The 25,811-nt window shown below is 71.9% G+C and carries 21 protein-coding genes and 2 tRNA genes; 6 read left to right on the top strand and 17 right to left on the bottom strand.

Annotated elements, in window-relative coordinates; genetic code table 11:
- Positions 1–85 precede the first annotated feature (85 nt).
- A complete protein-coding gene (locus tag OUQ99_RS06865) occupies positions 86–796 on the top strand; it encodes a DUF305 domain-containing protein (protein WP_267948593.1) in 711 nt (236 codons plus the stop codon).
- 129 nt (positions 797–925) lie between these two features.
- Here OUQ99_RS06865 and clpX read toward each other — a convergent pair whose 3' ends face one another.
- The 5 genes from clpX to OUQ99_RS06840 all read right to left on the bottom strand — a co-directional run bounded on the left by clpX (position 926) and on the right by OUQ99_RS06840 (position 5,771).
- Positions 926–2,200: an ATP-dependent Clp protease ATP-binding subunit ClpX gene (gene clpX, locus OUQ99_RS06860; RefSeq protein WP_267948592.1), complete on the bottom strand. Its 1,275-nt coding sequence runs from the start codon at positions 2,198–2,200 to the stop codon at positions 926–928.
- Positions 2,201–2,479: 279 nt separating this feature from the next.
- A complete protein-coding gene (locus OUQ99_RS06855) occupies positions 2,480–3,136 on the bottom strand; it encodes an ATP-dependent Clp protease proteolytic subunit (protein WP_267948591.1) in 657 nt (218 codons plus the stop codon).
- 64 nt (positions 3,137–3,200) lie between these two features.
- Positions 3,201–3,725, bottom strand: coding sequence for a ClpP family protease (locus OUQ99_RS06850; protein WP_267948590.1), 525 nt, complete (start codon positions 3,723–3,725; stop codon positions 3,201–3,203).
- 298 nt (positions 3,726–4,023) lie between these two features.
- The gene (gene tig, locus OUQ99_RS06845; RefSeq protein ID WP_267948589.1) at positions 4,024–5,469 is read right to left on the bottom strand and encodes a trigger factor; all 1,446 of its coding nucleotides are present in this window, start codon (positions 5,467–5,469) and stop codon (positions 4,024–4,026) included.
- Between the two features lie 227 nt (positions 5,470–5,696).
- A tRNA-Pro gene (locus OUQ99_RS06840) sits at positions 5,697–5,771 on the bottom strand.
- 117 nt (positions 5,772–5,888) lie between these two features.
- Between OUQ99_RS06840 and OUQ99_RS06835 the strand changes: the two genes are divergently transcribed.
- From OUQ99_RS06835 to OUQ99_RS06825, 3 genes are all read left to right on the top strand, one after another.
- Positions 5,889–5,962 (top strand) — tRNA-Gly (locus OUQ99_RS06835).
- A gap of 242 nt (positions 5,963–6,204) precedes the next feature.
- Positions 6,205–6,708, top strand: a complete 504-nt coding sequence (locus tag OUQ99_RS06830; RefSeq protein ID WP_267948588.1) for an adenylyltransferase/cytidyltransferase family protein — start codon at positions 6,205–6,207, stop codon at positions 6,706–6,708.
- A gap of 158 nt (positions 6,709–6,866) precedes the next feature.
- Positions 6,867–8,732 (top strand): ABC transporter ATP-binding protein, encoded by a 1,866-nt coding sequence (locus OUQ99_RS06825; RefSeq protein WP_267950276.1) that lies wholly within the window; start codon positions 6,867–6,869, stop codon positions 8,730–8,732.
- Positions 8,733–8,814: 82 nt separating this feature from the next.
- On the opposite strand, the gene OUQ99_RS06820 is transcribed toward OUQ99_RS06825, so the two are convergent.
- The 10 genes from OUQ99_RS06820 to OUQ99_RS06775 all read right to left on the bottom strand — a co-directional run bounded on the left by OUQ99_RS06820 (position 8,815) and on the right by OUQ99_RS06775 (position 17,624).
- On the bottom strand, positions 8,815–9,366 hold the full coding sequence (locus OUQ99_RS06820) for a (2Fe-2S) ferredoxin domain-containing protein (protein ID WP_267948587.1): 552 nt from the start codon (positions 9,364–9,366) through the stop codon (positions 8,815–8,817).
- A gap of 92 nt (positions 9,367–9,458) precedes the next feature.
- Positions 9,459–10,529, bottom strand: a complete 1,071-nt coding sequence (locus tag OUQ99_RS06815) for a M23 family metallopeptidase (protein ID WP_267948586.1) — start codon at positions 10,527–10,529, stop codon at positions 9,459–9,461.
- Between the two features lie 120 nt (positions 10,530–10,649).
- Entirely contained in the window at positions 10,650–10,847 is a 198-nt protein-coding gene (locus OUQ99_RS06810) for an antitoxin (protein WP_267948585.1), read from the bottom strand.
- A gap of 95 nt (positions 10,848–10,942) precedes the next feature.
- Positions 10,943–12,286: a magnesium transporter gene (mgtE, locus tag OUQ99_RS06805; protein ID WP_267948584.1), complete on the bottom strand. Its 1,344-nt coding sequence runs from the start codon at positions 12,284–12,286 to the stop codon at positions 10,943–10,945.
- A gap of 289 nt (positions 12,287–12,575) precedes the next feature.
- Complete coding sequence (locus OUQ99_RS06800; RefSeq protein WP_267948583.1) at positions 12,576–13,679, bottom strand: PP2C family protein-serine/threonine phosphatase; 1,104 nt, start codon at positions 13,677–13,679, stop codon at positions 12,576–12,578.
- 584 nt (positions 13,680–14,263) lie between these two features.
- Positions 14,264–14,731 carry a ribose-5-phosphate isomerase gene (locus OUQ99_RS06795; protein WP_267948582.1) on the bottom strand — a complete coding sequence of 156 codons (468 nt, stop codon included), beginning with the start codon at positions 14,729–14,731 and terminating at the stop codon, positions 14,264–14,266.
- A 92-nt stretch (positions 14,732–14,823) separates the two neighbouring features.
- Positions 14,824–14,973 carry a hypothetical protein gene (locus OUQ99_RS06790; protein ID WP_267948581.1) on the bottom strand — a complete coding sequence of 50 codons (150 nt, stop codon included), beginning with the start codon at positions 14,971–14,973 and terminating at the stop codon, positions 14,824–14,826.
- Between the two features lie 147 nt (positions 14,974–15,120).
- Positions 15,121–16,542 carry an aldehyde dehydrogenase family protein gene (locus OUQ99_RS06785; protein ID WP_267948580.1) on the bottom strand — a complete coding sequence of 474 codons (1,422 nt, stop codon included), beginning with the start codon at positions 16,540–16,542 and terminating at the stop codon, positions 15,121–15,123.
- Positions 16,543–16,636: 94 nt separating this feature from the next.
- On the bottom strand, positions 16,637–16,795 hold the full coding sequence (locus tag OUQ99_RS06780; protein ID WP_267948579.1) for a hypothetical protein: 159 nt from the start codon (positions 16,793–16,795) through the stop codon (positions 16,637–16,639).
- Positions 16,796–16,988: 193 nt separating this feature from the next.
- Entirely contained in the window at positions 16,989–17,624 is a 636-nt protein-coding gene (locus tag OUQ99_RS06775; RefSeq protein WP_267948578.1) for a DsbA family protein, read from the bottom strand.
- A gap of 210 nt (positions 17,625–17,834) precedes the next feature.
- On the opposite strand from OUQ99_RS06775, the gene pepN reads away from it, so the two are divergent.
- On the top strand, positions 17,835–20,381 hold the full coding sequence (pepN, locus tag OUQ99_RS06770; protein WP_267948577.1) for an aminopeptidase N: 2,547 nt from the start codon (positions 17,835–17,837) through the stop codon (positions 20,379–20,381).
- Positions 20,382–20,626: 245 nt separating this feature from the next.
- Here the strand turns inward: pepN and malQ are convergent, their stop codons facing one another.
- Positions 20,627–22,663, bottom strand: a complete 2,037-nt coding sequence (malQ, locus tag OUQ99_RS06765) for a 4-alpha-glucanotransferase (protein WP_267948576.1) — start codon at positions 22,661–22,663, stop codon at positions 20,627–20,629.
- A gap of 186 nt (positions 22,664–22,849) precedes the next feature.
- Here malQ and OUQ99_RS06760 point away from each other — a divergent pair, with 186 nt between their 5' ends.
- Positions 22,850–24,172, top strand: a complete 1,323-nt coding sequence (locus OUQ99_RS06760; protein ID WP_267948575.1) for an MFS transporter — start codon at positions 22,850–22,852, stop codon at positions 24,170–24,172.
- Between the two features lie 15 nt (positions 24,173–24,187).
- On the opposite strand, the gene OUQ99_RS06755 is transcribed toward OUQ99_RS06760, so the two are convergent.
- A complete protein-coding gene (locus OUQ99_RS06755; protein WP_267948574.1) occupies positions 24,188–25,621 on the bottom strand; it encodes an amidase in 1,434 nt (477 codons plus the stop codon).
- Positions 25,622–25,811 lie beyond the last annotated feature (190 nt).

Genomic DNA, 25,811 nt, shown 5'->3' with positions numbered 1-25,811 from the left:
AAACCCGCAGGACGTTGCCTCAGGGGCACCGGGCCCCACGACACCGCGGATCCGTCCGCGCCACACCCCCATCGGAGGACACCTCGTGCGTCGCCTGGCACTCGCGACCGGAGCAGCTCTCGCGCTGCTCGGAGCCACAGCCTGTACCGGTGACGAGGAAGGCCGGGAGTCGGCCAACGTCATCGCCCCCGGAGCGCCCGGCGAGTCCTCGTCGCCCGCGACCGCCGACCAGATCGCCGCCCTGGCCGAGGAGCAGGGGCACAACGAGGCCGACGTCACCTACCTGGTGATGATGATCGAGCACCACTCCCAGGCCCTGGAGATGACCGACCTGGTCCCGGAGCGCCACGAGCGCGACGGCATCGAGCGCATCGCCGACCGCATCGCCGCCGCCCAGGGGCCGGAGATCACCGCCATGGAGAGCTGGTTGGAGGAGAACGTCTTCGGCCCCGCCCGGGAGAACCCCGCGCACCAGAACTTCTGCGGCCTGGAGGGGGACGGCACCCACCACGGCGAGGACGCCGACGTGCCCGCCTGCGAGCTGGACGTCGACCACGCCGACATGCCGGGCATGGCCACGCCGGAGGAACTGGAGCAGTTGGCGGAGGCCGAGGGCGACGCGTTCGACCGGCTCTTCGTGGAACTGATGACCACCCACCACGAGGGCGCGGTCACCATGGCCGAGGACGCGATGGCCGAGGGCAGGGACCAGACCGTGCTCAGGATGGCCAACGACGTGATCGCGGAGCAGAACGCGGAGATCGGCCGCATGGCGGAGGTGCTGGAGGACGCGTGACGCCCACCCTCCGGCGCGAATGCCCGGCGGCCCGTCCGAGGACGCGAGAGGGGCGCCCCCGGGCCGGGGGCGCCCCTCTCGCGCGTACCGCCGCCGGCGCGGGCCCCGGGGGGCCGCACCGCGGCGGGATCAGGCGGACTTCTCCTGGTGGTCGGAGTCCAGCTGGGCCCGCGGCACGATCGTGGGGTTCACGTTGTCGATCACCGTCTCCCGACTGATGATCACCTGCCCCACATCCTCACGCGAAGGCACCTCGTACATCACCGACAACAACACCTCCTCGATGATCGCCCGCAACCCACGCGCACCCGTCCCCCGAATAATCCCCTGCTCAGCAATCGCCTCCAAAGCCTCCGGCGTGAACTCCAACCCCACACCGTCCAACTCGAACAACCGCTGATACTGCTTCACCAACGCATTACGCGGCTCCGTCAAAATCCGGATCAACGCCCCACGATCCAGATCATCCACACTCGTGATCACCGGCAACCGACCGATGAACTCCGGAATCATCCCGAACTTCAACAGATCCTCCGGCATCACCTCACCGAACAACCCCGACTCCGCCACCTCACCCCGAGGCCGCAGAACCGCATTGAACCCCATCCCCTGCTGACCCGTCCGCGACTCGATGATCTTCTCCAGACCCGCGAACGCCCCACCACAGATGAACAACACATTCGTCGTATCGATCTGAATGAACTCCTGGTGCGGATGCTTGCGCCCACCCTGGGGCGGCACACTCGCCGTCGTCCCCTCCAAGATCTTCAACAACGCCTGCTGCACACCCTCACCCGACACATCACGCGTGATCGAGGGATTCTCACTCTTACGCGCGACCTTGTCGACCTCATCGATATAGATGATCCCCGTCTCGGCCTTCTTCACATCGTAATCAGCCGCCTGGATCAACTTGAGCAGGATGTTCTCCACATCCTCCCCCACATACCCCGCCTCCGTCAGCGCCGTCGCGTCCGCGATCGCGAACGGCACATTCAGGATCCGCGCCAACGTCTGCGCCAACAGCGTCTTGCCCGACCCCGTCGGACCCAACAGCAAGATGTTGGACTTCGCGATCTCCACGCCCTCCGACCCCGGACGCTCACCCTCCGACCGCACACGCTTGTAGTGGTTGTACACCGCCACCGACAAGGCCTTCTTCGCCTGGTCCTGACCGATCACGTACGAGTCCAGGAACTCGTAGATCTCCCGCGGCTTCGGCAACGAGTCCCACGACAGCTCGGTGGCGTCGGCGAGTTCCTCTTCGATGATCTCGTTGCACAGATCGATGCACTCATCGCAGATGTACACGCCGGGGCCGGCGATGAGCTTCTTCACCTGCTTCTGGCTCTTACCGCAGAATGAGCACTTCAGCAGGTCCCCGCCGTCGCCGATGCGTGCCACCCAGCCACTCCTCAAAACTAAGGCCGCCCCGCCGGTGCCGCTCTGACGCGAAACCGCACGGAAGTCGAATCTCCCGTACCCGTCCACGAAGGTCACGGACGGGGCGATCTGTGTGTCGCTCTCCGCCAGACTAAGCGAAAAACCGGACCGGCTTCACCACCGGGCTCCCCCAGGCGGGTCAAGGGCCGGTCCGGCCCACGCTTCACCACTGCCGAGAATCCCCGGCGGAACACCCCGTTCCCAGGGGGCCGCGGAAGGACTTTCGGCTCCGTCACACCCCTACTTGAGGGAGGCCTTGCGGTACGGCAGCACGAAGTCGATGATGCCGTACTCCTTGGCCTCCTCCGCCGTGAGGATCTTGTCCCGCTCGATGTCCTTGGAGACCTGCTCCGGCGTACGACCGGTGTGGCGGGCCAGGGTGGTCTCCAGCTGCGTACGGATACGGGTGATCTCGTTCGCCTGGATCTCGATGTCGCTGGCCTGGCCGTGCATGCCCTCGGTCGCGGGCTGGTGGATCAGGATCCGGGCGTTGGGGAGCGCGCCGCGCTTCCCGGCCGTGCCTCCCGCGAGCAGGATCGCGGCTGCCGACGCGGCCTGGCCGATGCACACCGTCTGGATGTCGGGGCGCACGAACTGCATCGTGTCGTAGATCGCCATGAGGGACGTGAAAGACCCTCCGGGCGAGTTGATGTACATCTGGATGTCCCGCTCGGAGTCGAGCTGCTCAAGGGTGATGAGCTGGGCCATCAGGTCGTTGGCCGACGTGTCGTCGATCTGCACGCCGACGAAGATGATCCGCTCCTCGAAGAGCTTGTTGTACGGATTCATCTCCTTGACGCCGTACGACGTCCGCTCCACGTAGGACGGCAGGACGTAGCGGCTCTGGGGAGCCATCGAGGCCGCGCCGCCGATGAGACTGGGGTTGTACTCGGTCATTTCACGCCTTCCACGCACTGCGCCGTTCCTGGGACCAGGTCCGACGGGTCAACTCTGGGTACGGTCACCTGGTCACGTCGAGGGTGCCCTCGAGCACCTCGTCGATGAAGCCGTACTCCTTGGCCGCCTGAGCGGTGAACCAGCGGTCGCGGTCGGCGTCCTTCTCGATCTGCTCGACCGTCTGCCCCGTGTGCTCGGAGATCTTCTCGATGAACATCTTCTTCACGTACAGCAGCTGGTCTGCCAGGATCCGGATGTCGGAGGCGGTGCCCCCGATACCACCGGACGGCTGGTGCATCATGACGCGGGTGTGCGGCAGCGCGTAGCGCTTGCCGGGGGCGCCGGCGCACAGGAGCATCTGGCCCATGGACGCGGCCATGCCGATGCCGACGGTACGGACATCGTTGGGGATGTACTGCATGACGTCGTAGATCGCCATGCCCGCGGTCACGGACCCACCCGGCGAGTTGATGTACAGGGTGATGTCCCGCTGGCGGTCCTCGGCGGACAGCAGCAGGAGCTCACCAACCAGGCGGTTGGCGATCTCGTCGTCGACCTGCTGGCCGAGGAAAACGATTCGCTGGCGCAACAGGCGCTGAGGCGTCTGCTCAATAAAAGGGGAAATCTGCGACTCGGACGTACGAGCGTCGAATCGCGGGGACTCATCAAAGGTCGGCGGCACTCTCGTCACCTGCTCCGGAATCGAAACGGTTGCGATACAGCGACACTAACGCCGACGGAAGCCGGGCTCGTCCGGATACCGTCCCTGTTCGCTTTGAGCGCAGGGTGGCGCAGGGCCCGTACAGCACTTTCTTCCACCAGCGAACACATCGGGCCCCGACCGGCCCGAGGGGTCGGTCGGGGCCCGTGCACGCCGGGCGCGAAGCCTACTTGGCTTCCTCGGACTTGTCGTCGCCGGCCTCGTCGGCCGCGGCCGCGGGGGCCCCGGTCTCCTCGGCGTCGTCCTCGATGACCTCGAGGGACTCCTCGGCGGCGACCGCGGCGGCCTTGGCCGCGGTCTCCTCGGCGTTCTCCTGCTCGATGACGTTGCCGTCCTCGTCGGTGACCCGGGCGCCGGCCAGGACCAGGTCCATGGCCTTGCCGCGGACGACCTCGGTGAAGGCGACGCGGATCTGGTTGGACTCGACCAGGTGCTGGGCCAGCTGGTCCGGGCTCACGCCCATGCGCTGGGCCTGCTCGAACACGTACTGGCTGAGCTCGCCCTGGTCGGCGCTCAGGTCTTCCTGGATCGCCAGCTGGTCGAGGATGAACCCGGCCTTGACGGCCGAGCGGGCGCCCGTGGTGAGCTCTTCGTCGAACTCCTCCTCGGTCTTCTCCTGCGACTCCAGGTAGGCCTCCTTGGTGAGACCGCCCTGGGCGAGCTGCTGCTCCAGGCTCTGGCGACGGCGGGTGATCTCCTCGTCGACGACCGCGTCGGGCAGCGGCACGTCGACGGACTCGATCAGCTGCTCCAGGGCCTTGTCACGGGCCGCGGAGAGCTGCTGGAGGCGGCGGACCTCCGACATGCGCTTGCGCACGTCGTCGCGCAGCTCCTCGATCGTGTCGAACTCGGAGGCCAGCTGGGCGAACTCGTCGTCCAGCTCGGGCAGCTCCTTGACCTTCACACTGTGCACGGTGACGGTGACGTCCGCCTCCTTGCCCTCGTGCTCACCACCGACGAGGGTGGTCTTGAAGGTGGCCTCGCCACCGGCCTCCATGCCCACGAGGGTCTCGTCGAGGCCCTCCAGCATGGCGTTGGTGCCGACCTCGTAGGAGTAGCCGCTGACCGCCACGTCGTCGAGCTTCTCGCCGTCGATCGCGGCGGAGAGGTCGATGGACAGGTGGTCACCGGTCTCGACGGGGCGGTCGGCCCCCACGAGGGTGGAGAAGCGCTCGCGCAGCGTGCCGATCTGCTCGTCGATCTGCTCGTCGGTGACCTCGGCGCTGTCGACGGTCACCTCGATGCCCTTGTAGTTCTCGACCTCGAACTTGGGGCGGACGTCGACCTCGGCGGTGAACGCGAGCTCCTCGTTGTCCTCCAGCTTGGTGACCTCCACGTCGGGCTGGCCGAGCGCGAAGAGCTCCTCCTTCTGGATGGCTTCGTTGTAGAGCTCCGGGACGGCGTGGTTGACCGCTTCGCTGATCACCGCGCCGCGGCCGACGTAGCGGTCGATCAGCCGCGCCGGCGCCTTGCCCGGGCGGAAGCCCTTGATCCGGACCTGCTTGGCGAGCGACTTGTACGTCACGTCGAAAGCGTGATCGAGCTCCTCGAAGGGCACCTCGATGGTCAGCTTGACCCGGGTGGGGCTCAGCTCCTCGACATCGGTCTTCACGGGGCGGTACTCCTAGGTTTGCCGGCTGGTGTCCGCGTCGGCCCGCAGGCGCACCACACACAACGGCGAAATGCACGAGCGCACCCCGGGGCCATGACGACCACGTTCACACGGGGTGCCCTGCGACGGGCTGGGACTTACAGTTTCCTGCTGATCGCACCAAGTCTAGGGCAGATACACAGGGGGCCACGGCGTACGGCCGGAGGCCGATGCCACGGATGGTTTCGTCGGGGTGGCGGGATTCGAACCCGCGGCCTCATGCTCCCAAAGCATGCGCGCTAACCAAGCTGCGCTACACCCCGTACACCGCACCAAGGATCGCACTCCCGGGATGGGGGTGCGACCACGGCTCGGGAGACTGTACTCTTGTCTCCGTCGGCTCCACGAGTCTAGAGGAAACTCGAAGGCTCCGGCGCCACGCGGGCGTAGTTCAATGGTAGAACCCCAGCCTTCCAAGCTGGTCATGCGAGTTCGATTCTCGTCGCCCGCTCCACCGCTCCACCCCGGGCCCCGGCCCCTCCTGCCGGGCCCTCGCACCGGGGCGCCCCGTCTCCACGGCACGGCACACCCCCGCGCGAACGCCCCGGCCGTCCCACGGACCCGGCGGACCGGGGAGCCCGGCCCTGCTCCCCGGAGGCGGAATACCCGCCCCGAACGGGTACGTTGACCTTTCGGGCGAACCCGTCGGCGCGGATCGGACACGGGGGCCCTCGCTTCGTTGGGACGGGTGGCTGAATGACGGACACGGACGCGACGCACGGCGCCGACACTCCCCTCGGCGCCCACTGGTTCGAGCGGCCCGAGCTCCTGGAGCGGCCCGCCGTCGTCACCGGAGCCTTCGACGTCCTGCACGTCGGACACGTCCGCTTCCTCCGGTCCATCGCCGAACGCGGCCTGCCCCTCGTCGTCGGCATCGAGTCCGACCGCAGGGTGGGCGCCTGGAAGGGGCCCGGACGCCCCGTGAACCCCGCCGAGGAGCGCGCCGAGACGGTGGCCGCGCTCGCCTGCGTCAGCGGCGCCTTCGTCATCGAGGGCCCGCCCGGGGTCGCCGACTGGTCCGCCTACGCCGAACTCCTGCGCCCGCTCGACCCCGCCGCCCTGGCGTACACCGCCGGGGACCGGTACACGCAGGCCAAGATCCGCGGAGCCGACGCCCTCGGCGCCCAGGCGTGGGAGCTGCCGTTCACCCCCGGCCGCTCCACCACGGCCGCACTGGGCCGGCTCGCCCACTCCCTCTGACCCCCCGAGCCGCCGGAGAGCCCCCTGGCACGGCGGCTTCGGGCGGCCCCGCACCGGCCGCCGGCCGGGCGGCGCGCTCTCCCCGGGAAGCCGTGCACGGGCGCGGGCGTTGACGCATGCGTGGCGAAGCAGCGAGAAGAACGGGGCCGCCCATGTCCATGATGTCGGGAAGACCTTCCTACAGGTCCCTGGTCAACGACGGGAGCGCGAAGGGCAAGCAACTGCCCCCCGGCCTCACCCGCCGGATCGTCTCCTACGCCCGCCCCCACTGGCGGGCGATCCTGTGGTTCCTCCTGGTGACATCGGTCGGCTCCGCCATCGTGGTCGCCAACCCCCTCCTGCTCAGGGCCATCATCGACGAGGGCATCCTCCCGGGGGACACCTCCCTCGTGGTGTGGCTGGCCGTCGCCGCGGCGGGGCTGGCCGTCCTGGAGGGCGGGCTGACGCTGCTCGGCCGGTGGCTGTCCGCGCGGATCGGCGAGGGCGTCATCTACCTGCTGCGCACCCAGGTCTTCACCCACGTGCAGCGGATGCCGCTGTCGTTCTTCACGCGCACCCAGACGGGTTCGCTGATCAGCAGGCTCAACACGGACGTGGTGGGCGCGCAGCGCGCGATCACCTCCGTGCTCCAGTCGGTGCTGTCCAACCTGATCAGCGTGGTGGCGGTGCTCGTCACGATGCTCGCCCTGTCGTGGCAGGTGACACTGCTCGCCCTCGTCCTGGTCCCGCTGTTCGTGGTCCCCGCGAAGCTCATCGGGCGCAGGCTCGCCCACATCTCCCGCGACGCGATGGACAACAACGCGGACATGAGCTCCCTCATGACCGAGCGGTTCAACGTCGGCGGCGCGATGCTGGTCAAGCTGTACGGCCGCCCGGACGAGGAGTCGGCCGGGTTCGCGGACCGGGCGGGCCGGGTCCGCGACCTGGGCGTCCGCCAGGCCGTCCTCGGCTCCCTGCTCTTCAGCATGCTGGGCCTGATCACGGCCCTGGCGATGGCGATGGTGTACGGGGTCGGCGGGGTGCTGGCGATCGGCGGGGCGTTCGAGGTGGGCACCCTGGTCGCGCTCACCACCCTGCTCACACGGCTCTACGGGCCGGTGACGACGCTGTCCAACGTGCACGTGGAGATCATGACCGCGCTGGTCTCCTTCGACCGGGTCTTCGAGGTGCTGGACCTGGAACCGGGCCTCAAGGAGGACCCGGACGCGCGGGACCTCCCCCCGGGGCCCCTGGGCGTCGAGTTCGACCAGGTGTCCTTCCGCTACCCGGGGGCCCGCGAGTCCTCGGTCGCGTCGCTGGAGCTGGCCCCGCACGCCGAGGTCGACGACGACACCCAGGTGCTGAGCGGGGTGTCGTTCCGGGCCGCGCCGGGCACGATGGTGGCCCTCGTGGGGCCGTCCGGCGCCGGCAAGACGACGCTGACCCACCTGGTCTCCCGCCTGTACGACCCCACCGAGGGCGCGGTGCGCGTCGGCGGGCTGGACCTGCGCGGGGTGACCGGGGACTCGCTGCGCGAGGCGGTGGGCGTGGTCACACAGGACGCCCAGCTGTTCCACGACACGGTGGGCGCGAACCTCCGCTACGCGCGCCCCGGGGCGACCGACGCCGAACTGGAGGAGGCGCTGCGCATGGCCCGCCTCGGGACGCTCCTGGACCAGCTGCCGAACGGCCTGGACACGATGGTCGGCGACCGGGGTTACCGGCTCTCCGGCGGTGAGAAGCAGAGGCTGGCGATCGCCCGCCTGTTGTTGAAGGCTCCGTCGGTGGTGGTGCTGGACGAGGCCACCGCGCACCTGGACTCGGAGTCCGAGGCCGCCGTGCAGGAGGCCCTGGCGGTCGCGCTGGAGGGACGGACGTCCCTGGTGATCGCGCACCGGCTGGCCACCGTCCGCGAGGCCGACCAGATCCTGGTGCTGGAGGACGGGCGCATCCTGGAGCGCGGCACGCACGACGAGCTGCTGGGGCGCGAGGGGCTCTACACGGCCCTCTACCGGACCCAGTTCGCGCCGCAGTCGAGGGCCTGAGGCCGGGGCGGGGCCGCGTTCCCGGATCCCCTGCGGGTCCCGGCAGGAGCGCGGGTCCGCGCGACGGCCCGCGGGACACGCCCTAACCGCGTGCGGCCCTCTCGGCCTCCTTGCGGGCCTTCTTCGCCTTCTTCTCGGCCTTCTCGGCCTTGTCCGCCTTCTTCTTGGCCTTCTTGGCCTTCTTCTTCGCCTTGTCGGACTTCTCGGGCCCCGTCCGGCCCTCGTCCGACCCCTTCTCCGGCCGGGACGCCCCCTCGGGCCCCTTCCCCCCGGAACCCTTCCCGGCCTTCCTGCGCTCCTTCTTGGCGGCCTTGGAATGCTTGGGCTTCTTGCCCTTCTTCGGCTTCTTGGCGTCCTTGGAGGTGACGTGGTCGGCCAGGACCGCGGGCAGGGGCGCGAGGCCGGGACCGCCGTCGAAGATCCAGTCGTCGATGGCCTCGAGCAGCTCGTCCTCGGTGACCCGCCCCAGCCAGACGGGCCGGCCCCCGGCTGCGCGCCCCTCCCGGGACGGCTGCACGACCACCACGTCGGCCTCGAAGCAGATGCCCAGGCACTTGCTGGTGCGGACGGGGACGGTACGGCCGGAGTGGTCCTCGATGGCGCCGAGGCGGGCGAGCTGGGCCCTGTGGTCCACGCCGGGGACCTTCTTCCGGGTCCCGCAGCAGCACCCCCGGCAGACCGTCAACTGACAGGGCCGCCCCTCCGCAGCGCTCACACCCACCCCTCTCACCGGTTTCGTGAGGTTCGCCTTACCTCACCAGCGTAATCGTCTCCCCCGGACTCCTGACCAGCGGGTACCTCCTCGACCCCGGGGCCCTCGACCACGACGGGCCGCCAGGTCTCCGGCAGCCCCGCCCCGTCGCCCCGCCCGTTCCAGCCCGGGGCCCACACGATCGGCAGGCCCGCCGCGAACAGGGGTCGCCTGTGGTCCATGAGCTGCACCCGCACCTGCGGTTCGGTGCACGCCCCCGAGTTGCCGCACCTGGCCACCACCTGCCCCGCCCGCACCCTGTCCCCGCGGCCGACCGCCAGGGAGCCCCGCGCCAGGTGGCCGAGGAGCAGGTGGTCGCCGCCCCCGACGTCGATCACGAGGTGGTTGCCGAGCATCCCCGAGGGGCCGCGCAGCTCCCGCAGGGCGTTCTCCACCACCGCTCCGAAGAGCCACGGCCAGGAGTTGCGGCTGCGGTGGTCGCGCCGCCCGTCGTGCGCGGTGACCACCGTGCCGTCGGCGGGGGCGTACACGGCCCTGCCGAACGCCGGGAAGTCCTCCGGCGGGCGGCTGAGCGGACGCCAGGCGATGTCGGGCCGGGCCCCTCCCCCCGGCTCGGCGACCAGGCCGAGCGCATAGGTCTGCCCGTAGGCGTGGCTGCCCTGGCTCGGGGTCCCGTCAACGGGGCTCGTGAGCGCCATCCACCTGCCGCGCACCGGCGGCAGCACCGCCCTGGGCTCGCGCCGCACCGTGCCGAGCCGCAGGTACACGGCCAGGGCCGCGACGAGCAGCCCCGTGCCCGCCCACCACGGCACGCCGGCGTAGGCCGCGAGCAGGAGGAGGGTGGCGGCCCACATCAGCGGCATGCGGACCCTGGCGGCCAGGACCGGCAGGCGTCCGCCTCCCCGTCCCGCCCCGGATCCGACCGGGCGCCGGGGGCCGCCGGAAGCCCTCGGGCCCCCTCCGCGCACCGGTGTGTTCGAGGCGTCCGAAACCACGGTGGGCACACGGCTGTCGGCGGGGTCCTGCTCGGTCTCCCGGTCCGTCGCGCCGGGTTCGGCGGAGAGGGTCGCCGGGGGCCGCGGCACGGTCGGCGCCCCCTTCGGGGCGGCCGGCCCGTCCGGGCCGGGGAAGGGGAACGGGGCGGGTGAGGGCATCCTCCATTGTGGACGCACCCCGCCCGCCCCGCTCACGCACGGCGGCCGGCGCTACTTCCTGTCCTCCCGTGCACGCTTGCGCAGGTACTCCGTCGCGGCTCCGGCCCCCTTGTCGATCCTGTCGTCGTGGGCACCTCCCGTAGCCCTCTTCGCGGCGTCGGCTGCCTTGCCGACCAGCCCCTGGGCCTTCTCGGCGTTGTCGTCGACGGCCTTCTTCAGCCGCTTGAACGCATCTCCGGTACCGGACATGGAATCCCCCCTAGATCCGTCCTGCTCCTGACGCGATACCCGGTTCACACCCTCTTCATGCGGATTGTGCAGTCCGGGCGGTCGGTCCCGGCGGATCAGATGCCCAGGACGAGACGGGCGATGGAGAAGTAGATGATCAGGCCGGTGGCGTCCACGAGGGTCGCCACCATCGGTGAGGACACCACGGCGGGGTCCACGCCGACCTTGCGCGCGAGCAGCGGCATGGCCGATCCGATGACCGCCGCCCACGTGCACACCGCGACCACCGAGCACGCCACCACCGCGGCGACGGCGAACCCGACGAGCAGGGAGCCGATGGCCAGGGCGAGGCCCGCGAGCATGACGCCCAGGAGCAGCCCGACCCGCGCCTCCTTCCAGATGACCCGGGGGAGGTCGCGCACCCGCACCTCGCCCACGGCCAGGGCGCGCACGATGGCGGTGGCCGACTGGGCGCCGACGTTCCCGCCGGTGCCGATGAGCATCGGCACGAACATCGCCAGGGCCGTGACCTCCTCCAGGGTGGCCTCGAACGCCTGCATGACGTTGACCGTCAGCGTGGCCGCGACGATGAGCAGCATCAGCCAGACCGACCTCGCGCCCACGAGCCGCAGCACGCTGACGGAGACGTAGTGGTCGCCGACGGGGCTGGCGCCGGACTGCCGGGCCATGTCCTCGGAGTCGGCGGCCTCGATGACCTCCAGGGCGTCGTCGAAGGTCAGCAGGCCCACGAACCGGTCCTCGGAGTCCACCACGGCCAGGGAGACCAGGTTGGCCTCCTGCATCAGGCGTGCGGCGTCCTCCGCGGACTCCGAGGCGCCGACGCGGGGGGCGAACACGTCGACGATGTCCTTGAGCAGCCGGTCGTCTTCGCTGACGACCAGGTCCCCCAGGGTCACCGTGCCGACCAGTCGGCGGCCGTCGCTCACCACCGGCAGGGTGTAGATGGTCTCGGCGTCCGCCCCCCGGGCGCGCACGACCTCCAGGGCGCGGTGCACCGTCAGGTCACGGTGCAGGATGACGGTCTCCGGGGTCATGAACCGGCCGACGGCGTCCTCGGGATACCCCAGGAGGGCGGCGGTCATCTTGCGCTCGGCGGGACTGAGGCCGGCCAGGGCCCGGGTGGCGATCTTCGCCGGCGCCTCCCCGATGAGGCGGGCCCGGTCGTCCGGGTCCATCTCCTCCAGGATCTCGTGGAAGGCGCTGTCGCGGAGGCCGAGCAGGATGGCCTGCTGCTGGCTGGGGTCGAGTTCCTCGAAGACCTCCAGCTCGCGGTCCTTGTCCAGGAGCCGGAACGGGATGATCGCCTCGCCTCCGGCCATGCGTGAGAGTTCGTCGGCGATCTCGTAGGGCCTGTGCTCGGCCAACCAGAGCCGGATGCCGGTCAGGTCGTTGTTCTCGACCAGATCGGTCAGTTCTTCAGCGCGCTCGCCTTCTGACATGCGAAGCACCCCCTCGCGTCTCCTACGCCCTGCGGGAGGACCCGCGGGCGGCACCAGTCTTCGGATAGCGGTGGGCCTGTGGAGGGGCCCCGCTCCGGTCCCGTCGTCACTGGTGTGGTGGGCCGTGGGAGTTGGCGCCCGGGGGCTGCGGGGGCGGGCACGGCGATCCGGGGACGTGTACGGACTGACCGCCGTACGCGGGGACGGGGAGCATTCCGACCCTACCCTCAGGCCGGCTCGGACGCCGCACCGCACACCCCCGCGGCGCGGCACGCGGGGCCCGGGCGGCTCAGTCGCGCCAGAGGACGACGAGGGCGCAGTCGTCGTTCTTGTCCTTGGACAGGGTGTCGACGAGCTCCCCGGCCCCGGTGGCGAACCCGTGGGGGACGAGTCGCTCGGCCTCGCCGAGGAGCCGGTCGATCCCCGCGTCGAGGTCTTCACCAGGGGTTTCGATGAGGCCGTCGGTGCAGAGCATGATGGCGTCACCGGGGCGGAGCTTGCCCTGGACGGACGTGTAGGTCATCTCGGGGATGACCCCGAGGACCACGCCCTTGGCCTCGGTGGTGCTCCAGAGCCCGCCGCCGCTGTCGTAGTGCAGCGCGGGCGGGTGACCCGCGGAGGCGATCTGGTACTCGCCTGTGTCGAGGTCCACACTGAGGTGCACGGCGGTCACGAAGCCCTCGCCGCCGCTGTTGCGCATCAGGTAGTCGTTGCAGTGGGAGAGGAAGTCTCCCGTGGGCACCGCGCCGATGAGTCCGCTGAAGGCCCCGGAGAGCATGAGCGCCCGGGTCCCCGCGTCCACGCCCTTGCCGGAGACGTCCACCACGGCCACGTCCAGCCGGTCCTCCCTGCGGATGGAGACGACGAAGTCCCCTCCGAAGGAGGAGCCGCCGGCCTGGCGGAGGACGGCGGTCCGCCCCCACCCCTCGGGGAGCCGGGGCATGCGGCCCTGGTGCCGGATCCGGTCGCGCAGGTCCAGCAGCATCATCTCGCCGCTGAGGCCCTGCACCCCCAGGCGTTCGCGCACGCCCGACAGCAGGTAGGAGAGGACCGCGGTGACGCCGATCGTGACCAGCAGGCCGGGGCCGACCTGGCCGAAGTCGAGCATGTAGGCGACGAAGACCAGGACGGCGGCGACCACGCCGAGCAGGAAGGCCAGGCTCTTGCGCTTGAGGAGGAGACCGCCCGCGAGGACGGTGAGGATCGTGGAACTGGGCGGGAACCACCCGGAGGGGCCCCACACGGCGCCGACGCCGATCCCCACGGCCAGGGTGACGAGGGTGATGAGGACGAGCCTGTAGCGGAACAGCACCTTGCGCCGGAGCACCGCGACGAGCCTCTGCGCGGAGGAGCGCAGGAGCCGGGTGGTCTTGGCGGTCGGTGTGGGCTTCATGGATCCTCATCATCGGCGCACCCGCTTCACCAGCGGGGTCGCCCTCTCGGGCGGCGCGGTCGGACGGCACGGTCGGACGGCCGCGGGGGCCGCGTCGCCACCGGGCACCTGTTCGGCGGGCCGGGGCGGTGTGGGGCACTCCCCGGTCGTGGTGGCTGGAGACGCCGATCGACGGGCACCACCGTGCCGCGGACAACGAGGGCCCGCCACTGTGCACGAACTGTAGCGCGCGGAATGTCGCCCTGGCACGTGCAACCAGCGGTGTTCTCCCCCAAACCGAGGGTTTGGGTTCAGCCGATAACCGAGCGTGCGGAGTCGGGCACTTCCCCGGTCCCGGGGAACGGCTCTGTTTTCCGGGGATGTACACCCTTCTCGGACACTGTGCGGTGACCGGACCCGCCCGCGTCCGGGTGGCGGGGCGCGGCGCGCGTCCCGGGGGCGCGGCCGGACCCCAGGGTCTCACAGCGCTCGGCGCCCCACCATGGCCGTGCGGCCCGCGGGCGGGCGGCCGGGGCGGACGCGGCCCGGACGGCGGAACGCCCCCGCGCGGGACCGTGGCGGCCGGGCGGGGGCGTGGGACGGGGTTACGGGAGGGGCGGCAGTTCGCCGGTCTGCTCGTAGCCGGTCAGCATCGCGATGCGGCGGGTGTGCCGCTCCTCGTCGCTGTACGGGGTGGCGAGGAAGACCTCCACGAAGCGGGTCGCCTCCTCCGGGGAGTGCATCCGTCCGCCGATGCCGAGCACGTTGGCGTCGTTGTGCTCGCGCGCCAGGCGGGCGGTCTGCTCGCTCCAGGCCAGGGCGGCGCGGACGCCCCTGACCTTGTTGGCGGCGATCTGCTCGCCGTTCCCGGAACCGCCGATGACGACGCCCAGCGAGCCGGGGTCCGCGGCGACGCCCTCGGCGGCGCGCAGGACGAAGGGCGGGTAGTCGTCGACCGCGTCGTAGACGCGGGGTCCCGCGTCGACCACGTCGTGGCCCCGCTCCTTCAGCCAGGAGACGAGGTGTTCTTTGAGCTCGAAGCCCGCATGATCTGATCCAAGGTAAACACGCACGTGTCCAGTCTGGCAGGTCACGGGGGTGACGGGCACGGCGCCCCGCCCCGCGTCCGGGGACGCGGGCGGGGCGCCGTCGTGCACGGGTCCGCTCAGACCGCGCCGGAGGCGGCGGCGGCCACGCTCAGGCCCAGGACGGCGAAGAGCGCCATCGAGATGACGGCGACGGCGTTGTAGACGATCATCGACTTGATGTCCTTGCCGATGGGGCCTGCCTTGGAGACCGCGGGCTTGCTGCTCAACTCACACCTCATTGGGTTCGACCAGGGATGACCAGACGGAATTTTTCCACACCCCACAACGCGGCCGTCACCGGGGCCGATTCCTCGGAAGGGCGGCCGGGGGCCGTGAGACCGCGCACACCGGACGCGGCCCCGGCACCCCGGGGGTCACATCTGGACGGCCTTGACCTCGCAGAACTCCTCCAGGCCCGCCAGCCCCCACTCACGGCCGTTCCCCGAGCGCTTGTAGCCGCCGAAGGGCGCCCGGGGGTTGAGCGCGCCGCCGTTGAGCTCGACCTGCCCCGCCCTCAGTCTGCGGGCGACGGCCAGCCCGCTCTCGCGGTCGGCGGACCACACGGCGGCGTTGAGCCCGTACACGGTGTCGTTGGCGACGGCGACGGCCTCCTCCAACGTGTCGTAGGGGATCATGACCAGCACCGGGCCGAAGATCTCCTCCTGGGCGATGCGCATGTCGTTGCGCACGTCCGCGAAGACCGTGGGCCTGGCGTAGTAGCCCCGGTCCCGGCCCTCGACGGGCTCGGGACCCCCCGTGACCAGGCGGGCGCCCTCCTCCACGCCGAGCCGGACGTAGCCGCGGACCTTCTCCAGCTGGGCGGCGGAGACGAGCGGGCCCAGGCGGGTGGCCTCGTCCTCCGGGTCGCCGGGCACGTACTTGGCGGCGGACTCGGCCGCGAGGGAGACCGCCTCCTCGTAGCTGTCGCGGTGGACCAGCATGCGGGTGAGCGCGTTGCAGCTCTGGCCCGTGTTGCGCATGACGTCGGCGACGCCGCGCTTGACCGCCTTGGCGAGGTCGGCGCCGGGCAGGATGACGTTCGGCGACTTGCCGCCCAGTTCGAGCGCGACCCTCTTGACGGTCTCGGCGGCCACCTGGCTGACCCGGGTCCCCGCGCGGGTCGAGCCGGTGAAGGACACCATGTCCACGCGCGGGTGGGCTGCGATGGCCTCCCCCACGACCGGTCCGGTGCCGGACACGAGGTTGAACACCCCGGCGGGCAGCCCGGCGTCGTGGAACACCTCGGCGAGGGCGTAGGCGCCGAGCGGGGCGATCTCGCTGGGCTTGAGGACGACGGTGTTGCCCGCCAGGAGGGCGGGGACGACCTTGAGGACGATCTGGTGGAGCGGGTAGTTCCACGGCGTGATGGCGCCGACGACGCCGACCGGCTCGCGCACGACCAGGGAGTTGCCGACGGTCTCACCGCCGAAGTAGCGCTCCCCGGCCTCCTCGACCAGGTCGATGTAGGTCCGGAACATGAGCTCGGGCAGGCCCGCCTGCACCCTGCGTGAGAACACCGCGGGCGCGCCCATGTCCCGGGTGAGCCCGGCGGCGATGTCGTCGATGCGGGCGCCGAACAGCTCGTGGGCCTTGGCCAGGTGGGTGACGCGCTGCCCCGGGGTCAGCGCGGACCAGGCCGGGAAGGCGGCGGCCGCGGCCTCGACCGCGGCCCCGACGTCCTCGGCTGTTCCGGCCGGAACGGTGTCGATGACCTGCTCTGTCGCCGGGTTCACCACGTCCAGGGCCTCGTCGGAGGCGGAGTCGCGCCAGGCGCCGTCGATGTAGAGGGATCGCATGGCCCCACTGTGGCAGAACGTGATTCGGGTTGGCCAGGGCGGGACGGGGGCGGGGCCGCGCACCCGTGGTTCCACGGACGGCTCCGGCCCCGGGTCAGCCCCAGTGCGGGGGGCGGTCGGCGATGAGCCGCGCGGTGGAGTCCTCCTCGGAGTCCTCGCCCCAGCCCACTCCGCGTTCGTCGCTGGTGGTGTCGGGCAGGATGTCGAGGTCGTCGAGGAACTCGACCCTGCGGTCGTCGTCGGGTCCGGGCATGTGCGGTCCTTCGCTCTGCGGTGGGTCCGGGCCCCGGCGTCCGGGGACCGGCGGCGCGGACGGGCGTCCGGAGCCGGGCCGGCCCCCGCCGGGCCCGCTTCCAGTGTGCCGTGTCGCCCCGGCCCCCGGGACCGCTCCCCGCCGCTCCGGGCGGCGGCCCGGAGCGCCCCCCGGCTCACCGGGGCCGGGGCGCTCAGTCGAAGACGGGGTTGCGGGTGCGGGTGCGCTTGAGCTCGAAGAACCCGTCGGTCCCGGCGACCAGGCGGACGCCGTCCCACAGTTTCCCGGCCTCCTCGCCGCGGGGCACGGGCGTGACGACCGGGCCGAAGAAGGCCACGTCCTCCACCCGGACGACGGGGGTGCCGACGTCCTCGCCGACCAGCTTCATGGCCTCCGCGTGCGAGGCGCGCAGGGCCTCGTCGTACCCGGTGCCCTCCGCGGCCTCCACCAGGTCCTCGGGCAGGCCCGCGTCCGCGAGCGCGGCGCGGATCGTGTCGGCGGTCCGCGGTTCGGCGCCGTTGTGGAACCGGGTGCCCAGTGCGGTGTACAGGCCTCCGAGGACCTCCGGGCCGAAGCGCTGCTCGGCCGCGACGCACACGCGCACGGCGGCCCACGCCCCGTCCAAGGACGTCCTGTAGTCCTCCGGCAGGTCCCTGCCCTCGTTGAGGACGCTGAGGCTCATCACGTGCCAGCGGACCCTCACCGGACGGACGCGCTCCACCTCGAGCAGCCAGCGCGACGTGATCCACGCCCACGGGCACGCGGGGTCGAACCACATGTCGGCGTACACGGTCTCGGGCCCGCTGCTCGGGTCGGCGGTCTGCGTCATCGCTGCTCCTCGGATCGGTCGGGGGGACGGAACTTCACGTCGTAGGTAGGCAACCCCGGCCATCGGTTGCGCATTCCGCCCGTGCGCGTGGCAGGATCGATGCCGAGTGAAGACGACCCCCGGCCCGACGACGCTCCACCCACGCGGCGGACTCGCCGTGGTCGGCAACGATCCGGCCGGCGGGGACGGCGGCCGTGGAGGGAGCGTGGCGTGGCAGGGAACCTGACACGGGACGAGGCTCAGGAGCGGGCGCGGATTCTCAGCGTCGACTCCTACGCCGTGGAGCTCGACCTGACCACCGGTGACGAGACCTTCCGGTCCACCACCGTGGTCCGCTTCTCCAGCTCGGAGCCGGGTGCTCGGACGTTCGTCGAGCTGGCCGCCCCGAAGGTGCTCACGGCGACGCTGAACGGCGCCGAGCTCGACCCGGCCGAACTGTTCGACGGCGAGCGCCTCGTGCTTCCCGAGGTGGCGGCCGAGAACGAGCTGACCGTCGTCGCCGACGCGGCGTACATGCGCACGGGCGAGGGCCTGCACCGCTTCGTCGACCCCGTGGACGACTCGGTGTACCTGTACACCCAGTTCGAGACGGCGGACGCGCACCGCATGTTCACGTGCTTCGACCAGCCCGACCTGAAGGCCACCTTCGAGCTGACGGTGTTCGCGCCCCCGTCGTGGGAGGTCGTGTCGAACAGCGCCCCCGACGTGGTGCGCGAGGCCGCCGGCGGGGAGCGGGTGCGCTGGCACTTCCCCGCCACGCCGGTGGTGTCCACCTACATCACCGCGCTCATCGCGGGCCCGTACCACGTGGTGCGCGACGAGCACGACGGCATCCCGCTGGGGCTGTACTGCCGCGCCTCGCTCGCCGAGCACCTGGACTCCGAGGCCCTGTTCGAGGTCACCAAGCAGGGGTTCGACTTCTTCCACGGCCTGTTCGACCTGCGGTACCCGTTCGGCAAGTACGACCAGCTGTTCGTCCCGGAGTTCAACGCGGGCGCCATGGAGAACGCGGGCGCGGTCACCTTCCTGGAGGACTACGTCTTCCGGTCCCGGGTCACCGACGCGCGCTACGAGCGCCGCGCGGAGACGATCCTGCACGAGATGGCGCACATGTGGTTCGGCGACCTGGTCACCATGCGCTGGTGGGACGACCTGTGGCTGAACGAGTCGTTCGCGACCTACGCCAGCGTGTACTGCCAGGCCAACGCCACCAAGTGGACCGACGCCTGGACGACGTTCGCGAACGTGGAGAAGTCCTGGGCGCTGCGCCAGGACCAGCTTCCCTCCACGCACCCGATCGCCGCCGACATGGTCGACATCCAGGCGGTCGAGGTCAACTTCGACGGCATCACGTACGCCAAGGGCGCCTCGGTGCTCAAGCAGCTCGCCGCGTACGTGGGCGTGGACGCGTTCTTCGCCGGAGTGCGCGCCTACTTCAAGGAGAACGCGTTCGGCAACACCGAGCTGAAGGACCTCCTCAAGCACCTGGAGGCCGCCTCCGGGCGGGACCTGTCCGGCTGGTCGCGCGAGTGGCTGGAGACCACGGGCGTCAACACGATGCGCCCGGAGTTCGAGGTGGACGCCGACGGGGCCTTCACGTCGTTCGCCGTGCTCCAGGAGGCCGACCCCGGGCACCCGACGCTGCGCTCGCACCGCCTCGCGATCGGGCTGTACGACCGCACCCCCGAGGGCATCGTGCGGCGCGAACGCGTGGAGCTGGACGTCAGCGGCGCGCGCACCGAGGTCCCCGAGCTGATCGGCAAGGCCCAGCCGGACCTGGTGCTGATCAACGACGACGACCTCACCTTCACCAAGCTGCGCCTCGACGAGCGCTCCCTGCGCACGGTGGTGGAGGGCGCCGGCGAGATCCGCGAGTCGCTGCCGCGGGCCCTGGCCTTCGGCGCCGCCTGGGACATGACCCGTGACGGCGAGATGGCCGCCCGCGACTACGTGGCCCTGGTGATCTCCGGGATCAGCGGCGTCGACGACGTGATGGTGGCCCAGACCCTGCTGCGCCAGGCGTCCTCCGCCCTGCACATGTACGCCGACCCCGCGTGGCGCCCGTTCGGCTTCGAGCAGCTCTCCGACCGGCTGCGCGAGCTGCTGACCTCGGCCGAGCCCGGAGGGGACCTCCAGCTCGCCTACGCCAACGCGCTGGCGGGCACGGCCGCGAGCGACGCCCACCTGTCCCTGGTCCGGGGCCTGCTGGACGGCGCGATCACCGTGGACGGGCTGACCGTGGACACGGACCTGCGGTGGACGCTGCTGCGCCGCCTGGTCGCCGCCGGGGAGGCCGGCGAGGCGGAGATCGCCGCCGAGCTGGAGTCCGACCCGACCGCGGCGGGCCAGCGGCACGCCGCCGGGGCCCGCGCCGCGATCCCCACGGCCGCGGCCAAGGCCGCCGCGTGGGAGCGGATCGTGGGCGAGGAGCTGGCCAACGCCGAGTTCCGCGCGGTCCTGATGGGCTTCACCGAGCCCGGCCAGGCCGAGCTGTACCGGCCCTACACGGAGAAGTACTTCGCGCAGCTGGCCCCGGCGTGGGAGAAGTGGACGGGCGAGTTCGCCCAGACCTTCGCCGAGGTGATGTACCCGAGCGGGCTGGTGGAGGAGGCGACCCTGGAGCGCACGGACGCCTACATCGCGGAGGCCTCCCCCGCCCCGGCGCTCCGCCGGCTGCTGATCGAGGGCCGCGCGGGCGTGGAGCGCGCGCTGCGCGCCCGCGCCGTCGACATCGCCGCGGGCCGGGCCCGCGCCTAGGACGTGGTCCGCGGGTCATTCCGGGCTCGCGTCCGCCGGGCTGCCTCTCGCCGCGCCGACTGCGCTCGGACAGCCAACACCGGGCTGACCTTCGCCACTCGTCTTGCGAGAGATGGCCCGGCGACCGCTCGCGGTGGTCGGCGCAAGCGCCGAGCCGACCGAAAGCACCCACGTACCACGCCCTAGAAGCGGACACAACGGCGGCCCCGGGGGTTCCCCCGGGGCCGCCGCCGCGTCCGGTCCGCCTACAGCGCGCGGCCGTGCCCTCCCCCGACCGGTCCGAGGGTGCGGCGTATGCGCGCCACCATGCGGGGGTCGGCCAGCAGCTCGTCCACGAGCACCGGCTCCCCCTCGGCACTGGTGAGCGGGATGCGCCAGTTCGGGTACTCGGTGGTGGTGCCGGGCTGGTTCTGCATCCGCCGCTCCCCCACCACGTCGGTCAGCGCCACCCCGATCATGCGGGCCGGGGTCGCCACCAGGTAGGCGTGCATGGCCGCCACCACCGCGGCCGGGTCGGCCACGGGGTCCACGTCCTCGTCGAGCAGGCCCAGGTCCACCAGCAGCCGCCGCCAGCGCTCGACCCGGGCCTCCGCCCCGGCCCGCTCCTCCTCCACCGGCCGTCCGAGGAGGCCGAGCCGGTCGCGCAGCTCCACGTGCTCGGCGGAGAGGAACGACGCCACCGGGGGCAGGTCGTGCGTGGCCACCGTGGCGAGGCAGTCGGCGCGCCAGTCCCCGGGCCGGCGCGGCTCCCCGTCGCCGTCCTGCTCGGACCACAGGACGGACGTGCCCAGCACGCCGCGGTCGGCGAGGTGGTCCCGCACCCACGGTTCGACGGTGCCCAGGTCCTCCCCGACGACGACGGCGTCCGCCAGGTGCGCGGCCAGGACGAGCGTTCCCACCATGCCCTCGTGGTCGAACCTGAGGTAGGTGCCCTGGTCGGCGGAGGCGCCCTCGGGCACGCACCACAGCCGGAACATGCCCATGACGTGGTCCATCCGGACCCCGCCCGCGTGGCGCAGGGCCTGGTCGAGGATCTGCCGGAACGGCCCGTAGCCGCGTTCGGCGAGCCGCACCGGGTTCCAGGGCGGCCCGCCCCGGTCCTGGCCCAGCCGGTTGAACTCGTCCGGCGGCGCACCGACGCGCAGCCCGGGGACCAGGGCGTCGCCGTACATCCACGCGTCCGCTCCGCCCGCCTGCACGCCGATGGCGAGGTCGTGCACGATGCCGACGCCCATCCCGCCGGCCCTGGCCGTGGCCTGGGCCTGGGAGAGCTGCTCGTCGAGGACCCACTGGAGCCAGCGGTGGAACTCCACGGCGGGCCAGCGGCGCAGGGCCTCCGCGCCCACGGCGCGGGAGCCCGCGTCGCGCAGGTCCCCGGGCCAGGCCCGGTAGTCGCTCCCGTACTCCTCCGCCAGCGCCGACCAGGTCGCGAACTCGACGAGGGGGCGCCCCTCGCGTTCGAGGTAGGCGCGTAGGGCCGCCTCCCGGCCGGGGGCGCGGGGGACCTCGAAGAGCACCTCCAGTGCGGTGCGCTTGGCCTTCCAGACCTCGTCGCGGTCGAGCAGGTCCGCGGTCCGGCCCCGCTCGCGCAGGGGGCGGGCCAGGCGCTGGACCCCCTCCCTCCGGGCGGGGTCGAGCCGGGCGTACTCGGGGACGTCCTCCACCCGGATGTAGAGGGGGCTGGCGTAGCGGCGGCTGACCGGCAGGTAGGGCGAGGGCTCGACCGGCGGCAGCGGCTCGGTGGCGTGCACCGGGTTGACCAGGGTGAAGTCGGCGCCCAGGTCGCGGGCGCTCCAGTCGGCGAGCTCGGCCAGGTCGCGCAGGTCCCCGGTCCCCCAGGAAGCGCGGGACCTGACGCTGTAGATCTGTGCCATGACCCCCCACAGCCGGGGGTGGTCCCTCAGCGCGCCGGGGTCGAGCCGGTCGGGGACGACGAGCAGGGGCGCGTCGTGCTCGACGCCGCCGTCCGTGACGCGGAGCACGTGGGAGCCGAGCGGCAGGCCGGGGTCGAAGGGCAGCAGGGAGCCGTCGGCGGTCTCGACGACGCCGCGCGCGCTGCCCGGGAGCACCAGATCGGGCGCCTTCCCCTCGCGGACGACGACCGCCGGGGGCAGCAGCCCGCGAGGCGCGGCGGCGTCGGGCGCCTCCGGGTCCACCCCCAGGGCCCGCAGTACATGGCGGATGGTGTCGGGGCCGACCGGGACCCGCCGTCCCCGCCAGTCCTCGTAGCTCGTCGCGACCCCGTACTGCTCGGCCACGCGGGCCAGCTGAACGTCCCTCACAGAACCCGATCATGCCCTACCCGGCGCTTCGTACACCGGAGGCCGTCCCGGCGTGGGGCCAGAACGTGTCCGCGGCCCGGGTCGGCGGACACGGCGCGACGAGACTCCGCGCAACGTGACGGCACCGGCCCTGAGCAGGACGCTTATCGAATGGCCCAAAGGGCGATACGTCTGCATAATCGTGGTGTGCTCGCTAACTACCGGCGGCTCTTCGCCGTGCCCCACGTCCTGTCCCTCCTCTCCTGGTCCCTGGCCGCCCGCTTCTACACCCCGGGCCTGATGATCGCGGTCACGTTCCTGGTCGAGGGCTGGACGGGCTCCTACACCCTCGCGGGGCTGGTGGCGGGCGCCTTCACGCTCGGCATGGCCCTCGTGGGGCCGCTGCGCGGGCGCATGGCTGACCGGGGAGGGACCGACCGGCTGGTGCTGGTGTGCGGCCTGGTGTTCAGCGTGGGACTCGTGGCGCTGGCCCTGCTCCCGGGGTCGCTGTGGTGGCTGTCGCTCCCGCTGTCCCTGGTGACGGGGTTGTTCGGCACGCCCGCCAACCAGATCGTGCGGGCCCTGTGGCCGCGCCTGACGCGCGGGCCCGAGAGGCAGGCCGTCTACGCGGCCGAGGCGACCACCCAGGAGCTGCTCTTCATCTTCTCCCCCGTGCTCATCGCCGGCGTGGTGGCGGCGGCCGGTCCGCGCTGGGCGCTGTTCCTCCTCGCCGCGCTGGGCTTCCTCGGCTCCGTGGGCTTCGCGTGGTCGCTGCGCAGGGCCGGGGTGACCGGCCCCGCCCCCGCCGAAACGGACGGGGGCGGGGCAGCGGAGGACACGCGCTCCCGCAGGAGCCTGCTGTTCCACCCCGCCCTGTGCGCGGTCTTCGCGATGTGCCTGCTCATGGTCTCCGGCGTCATCGGCATGGACCTGGTCATCGTGGCCTGGGCCAACGAGCTCGACGCCCCCCAGTACGTGATGGTGATGGCCTCGGTCTGGGCTGCGGGGTCGCTCGTGGGCGGCGTGGTCGCGGGGGCCCTGCGCGGGCGTCCCCGCCTGGCGCTGCGCAGCTTCGCGGCGGCCTTCGGACTGGCGATCCTGATCCCCTTCGTGCCGCCGGTCACGCACCTGCCCAGCCCGCTGTTCATCACGCCGCTGCTCTTCGTGTCCGGGCTGGCCCTCGCGCCGACCCTGGCGGCGGTGATGGGGCGCGTCGGGGACATGGCGCCGTCCCACCGCAGGGCGGAGGCCTTCGGCTGGACGGCCACGGCGATGGGGACCGGCGGCGCCATCGCCGGCCCGCTCAGCGGTGCGCTGATCGACGGCAACGGCATCGTCGGCGGCGTGATCGGCGCGGCGGGCCTGGTCATGGTCGCCGCGGTTCTCAGCCTGTTCCTGCCCCGGCCCGCCCCCGGGTCGGACGACGGCCCGTCGGCGGCCGAGGTCGCCCCCGTCCTGGACGCGCCCCCGGTCCACGGGGCGGCCCCGGGCGCCGGGGCCGCGGCCGCCCCGCACGACGGGCGCCGCTGACACCGCGTCGCGCGCTCAGCCGTTCCAGCCCGGCGGGACCCGGTGGGCCCAGGGCCTGGCCCGCTCGAGCTGGGCCGACAGCGCCAGCAGAACGCCCTCGCCGCCCATCCGGCCGGTGAGCATGGAACCGATCGGCAGGCCGTCCGCCGTCCGGTGCAGGGGGACGCTCACCGAGGGCTGGCCCGAGACGTTGTACACCGACGTGAACGGGGTGAAGGCGGTCATCCTCCCGAACTCCTCCTCCGGCCCGTCCGCGGAGAAGTGGCCCAGCGGGACCGGGGGCAGTGCCAGGGTGGGCGTGAGCACCGCGTCGTAGGGAGCGGTCGCCGCGGCCAGGGAGCGGACCCCGCGCTGGAGCCGGGCGCAGGCCGCGATGTAGACGGGGACCGGCGTGGACCGGGCCCGCTCGCGCAGCCAGCGGTTGAGGGGGCCGAGTTCCCCCTCCCGTTCGGGGGGTACCGGGGACGCCGAGGCCATGGCGGCCCACACCACCTGGAAGTCGTCGGCGAAGGCGCCCCCGAAATGGGCGTCGCCGGGCTCGGAAACCTCCTCGACGTCGTGGCCGAGGTCCTCCAGCAGGCGGACCGCCTCCCCGTGGGCGGCCAGGACCTCCGGGTGGACGGGGATGCCCGAGGACCCCGTGGAAGAGTAGGCGCCGATGCGCAGGCGGCCCGGATCGCGGTCCACGTGGTCGGTGAACGGCCCGTCCGCCGGCGGAGCGGGGTAGAGGTCCCCCGGCCGGGAGAACGCCATGGCGTCCAGGAGGAGCGCGGCGTCCCGGACGCCGCGGGTGAGGGGGCCCGCGGTGGACAGGCCCAGGAGGTCGGGTTTGAACGGCGCCCCCGAGATCCGGCCCCTGGTGGGCTTGAGCCCGAAGAGCCCGCAGGCCGAGGCCGGGATGCGGATCGAGCCGCCGCCGTCGCTGCCCTGCGCGGCCGGGGCCAGACCCGCGGCGACGGCCGCGGCTGCGCCGCCGCTGGAGCCTCCGGGCGAGAGGTCGGTGTTCCACGGGTTGCGGGCGGGCGGCGCGACGTCGTTCTCCGTGTAGCAGCTGGAGCCGAACTCGGGGGTGTTGGTCTTCCCCACCATGACGGTGCCGGCCGCGCGGAGCCTCGCGACGAGGTCCGAGTCGGCGGGCGCCACGGTGTCGCGGTGGACGGCGGAACCCTGCGTGAAGCGGACCCCGGCGACGGGGTCGAGGTCCTTGACGGGGAGGGGGACGCCGAGGAGCGGCGGGAGGGTGTCCGGCGTGTCGCCCATCTGACGCTTCTCCGCGTACCGGGCTTGTTCTAGCGCCATTTCTGACGCGACCGTAATGTACGCGCCATAGTGCGGTTCGTACCGTTCGATCCGGTGCAGATAGTGCTCAGTTATCTCAGGAGGGGACAGTTCGCGACTGCGGACCATCGCCGCGAGCCGGTGCGCCGGAAGGTCGTGGATCTGGGTCATGCCGACCCAGATTAGTGGGCACTACACCGGGCACCACGAAGGAGGACGACAGTTCTCCAGAGAGATCGACGAACCCCTGACCATTCCCTGGTCCGGTGCATTCGACACCTGTCGACACCGAACCGTAAGGGAACAAAAGTGTGAGAAGTAATGCACTAGGACTCGGATATGGATCCAACTAACCTGTCCG

Source organism: Streptomonospora nanhaiensis (assembly GCF_026642255.1).
GTDB classification, from domain to species: Bacteria; Actinomycetota; Actinomycetes; order Streptosporangiales; family Streptosporangiaceae; genus Nocardiopsis; species Nocardiopsis tropica.
This window is presented reverse-complemented; position numbering and strand designations above follow the sequence as displayed.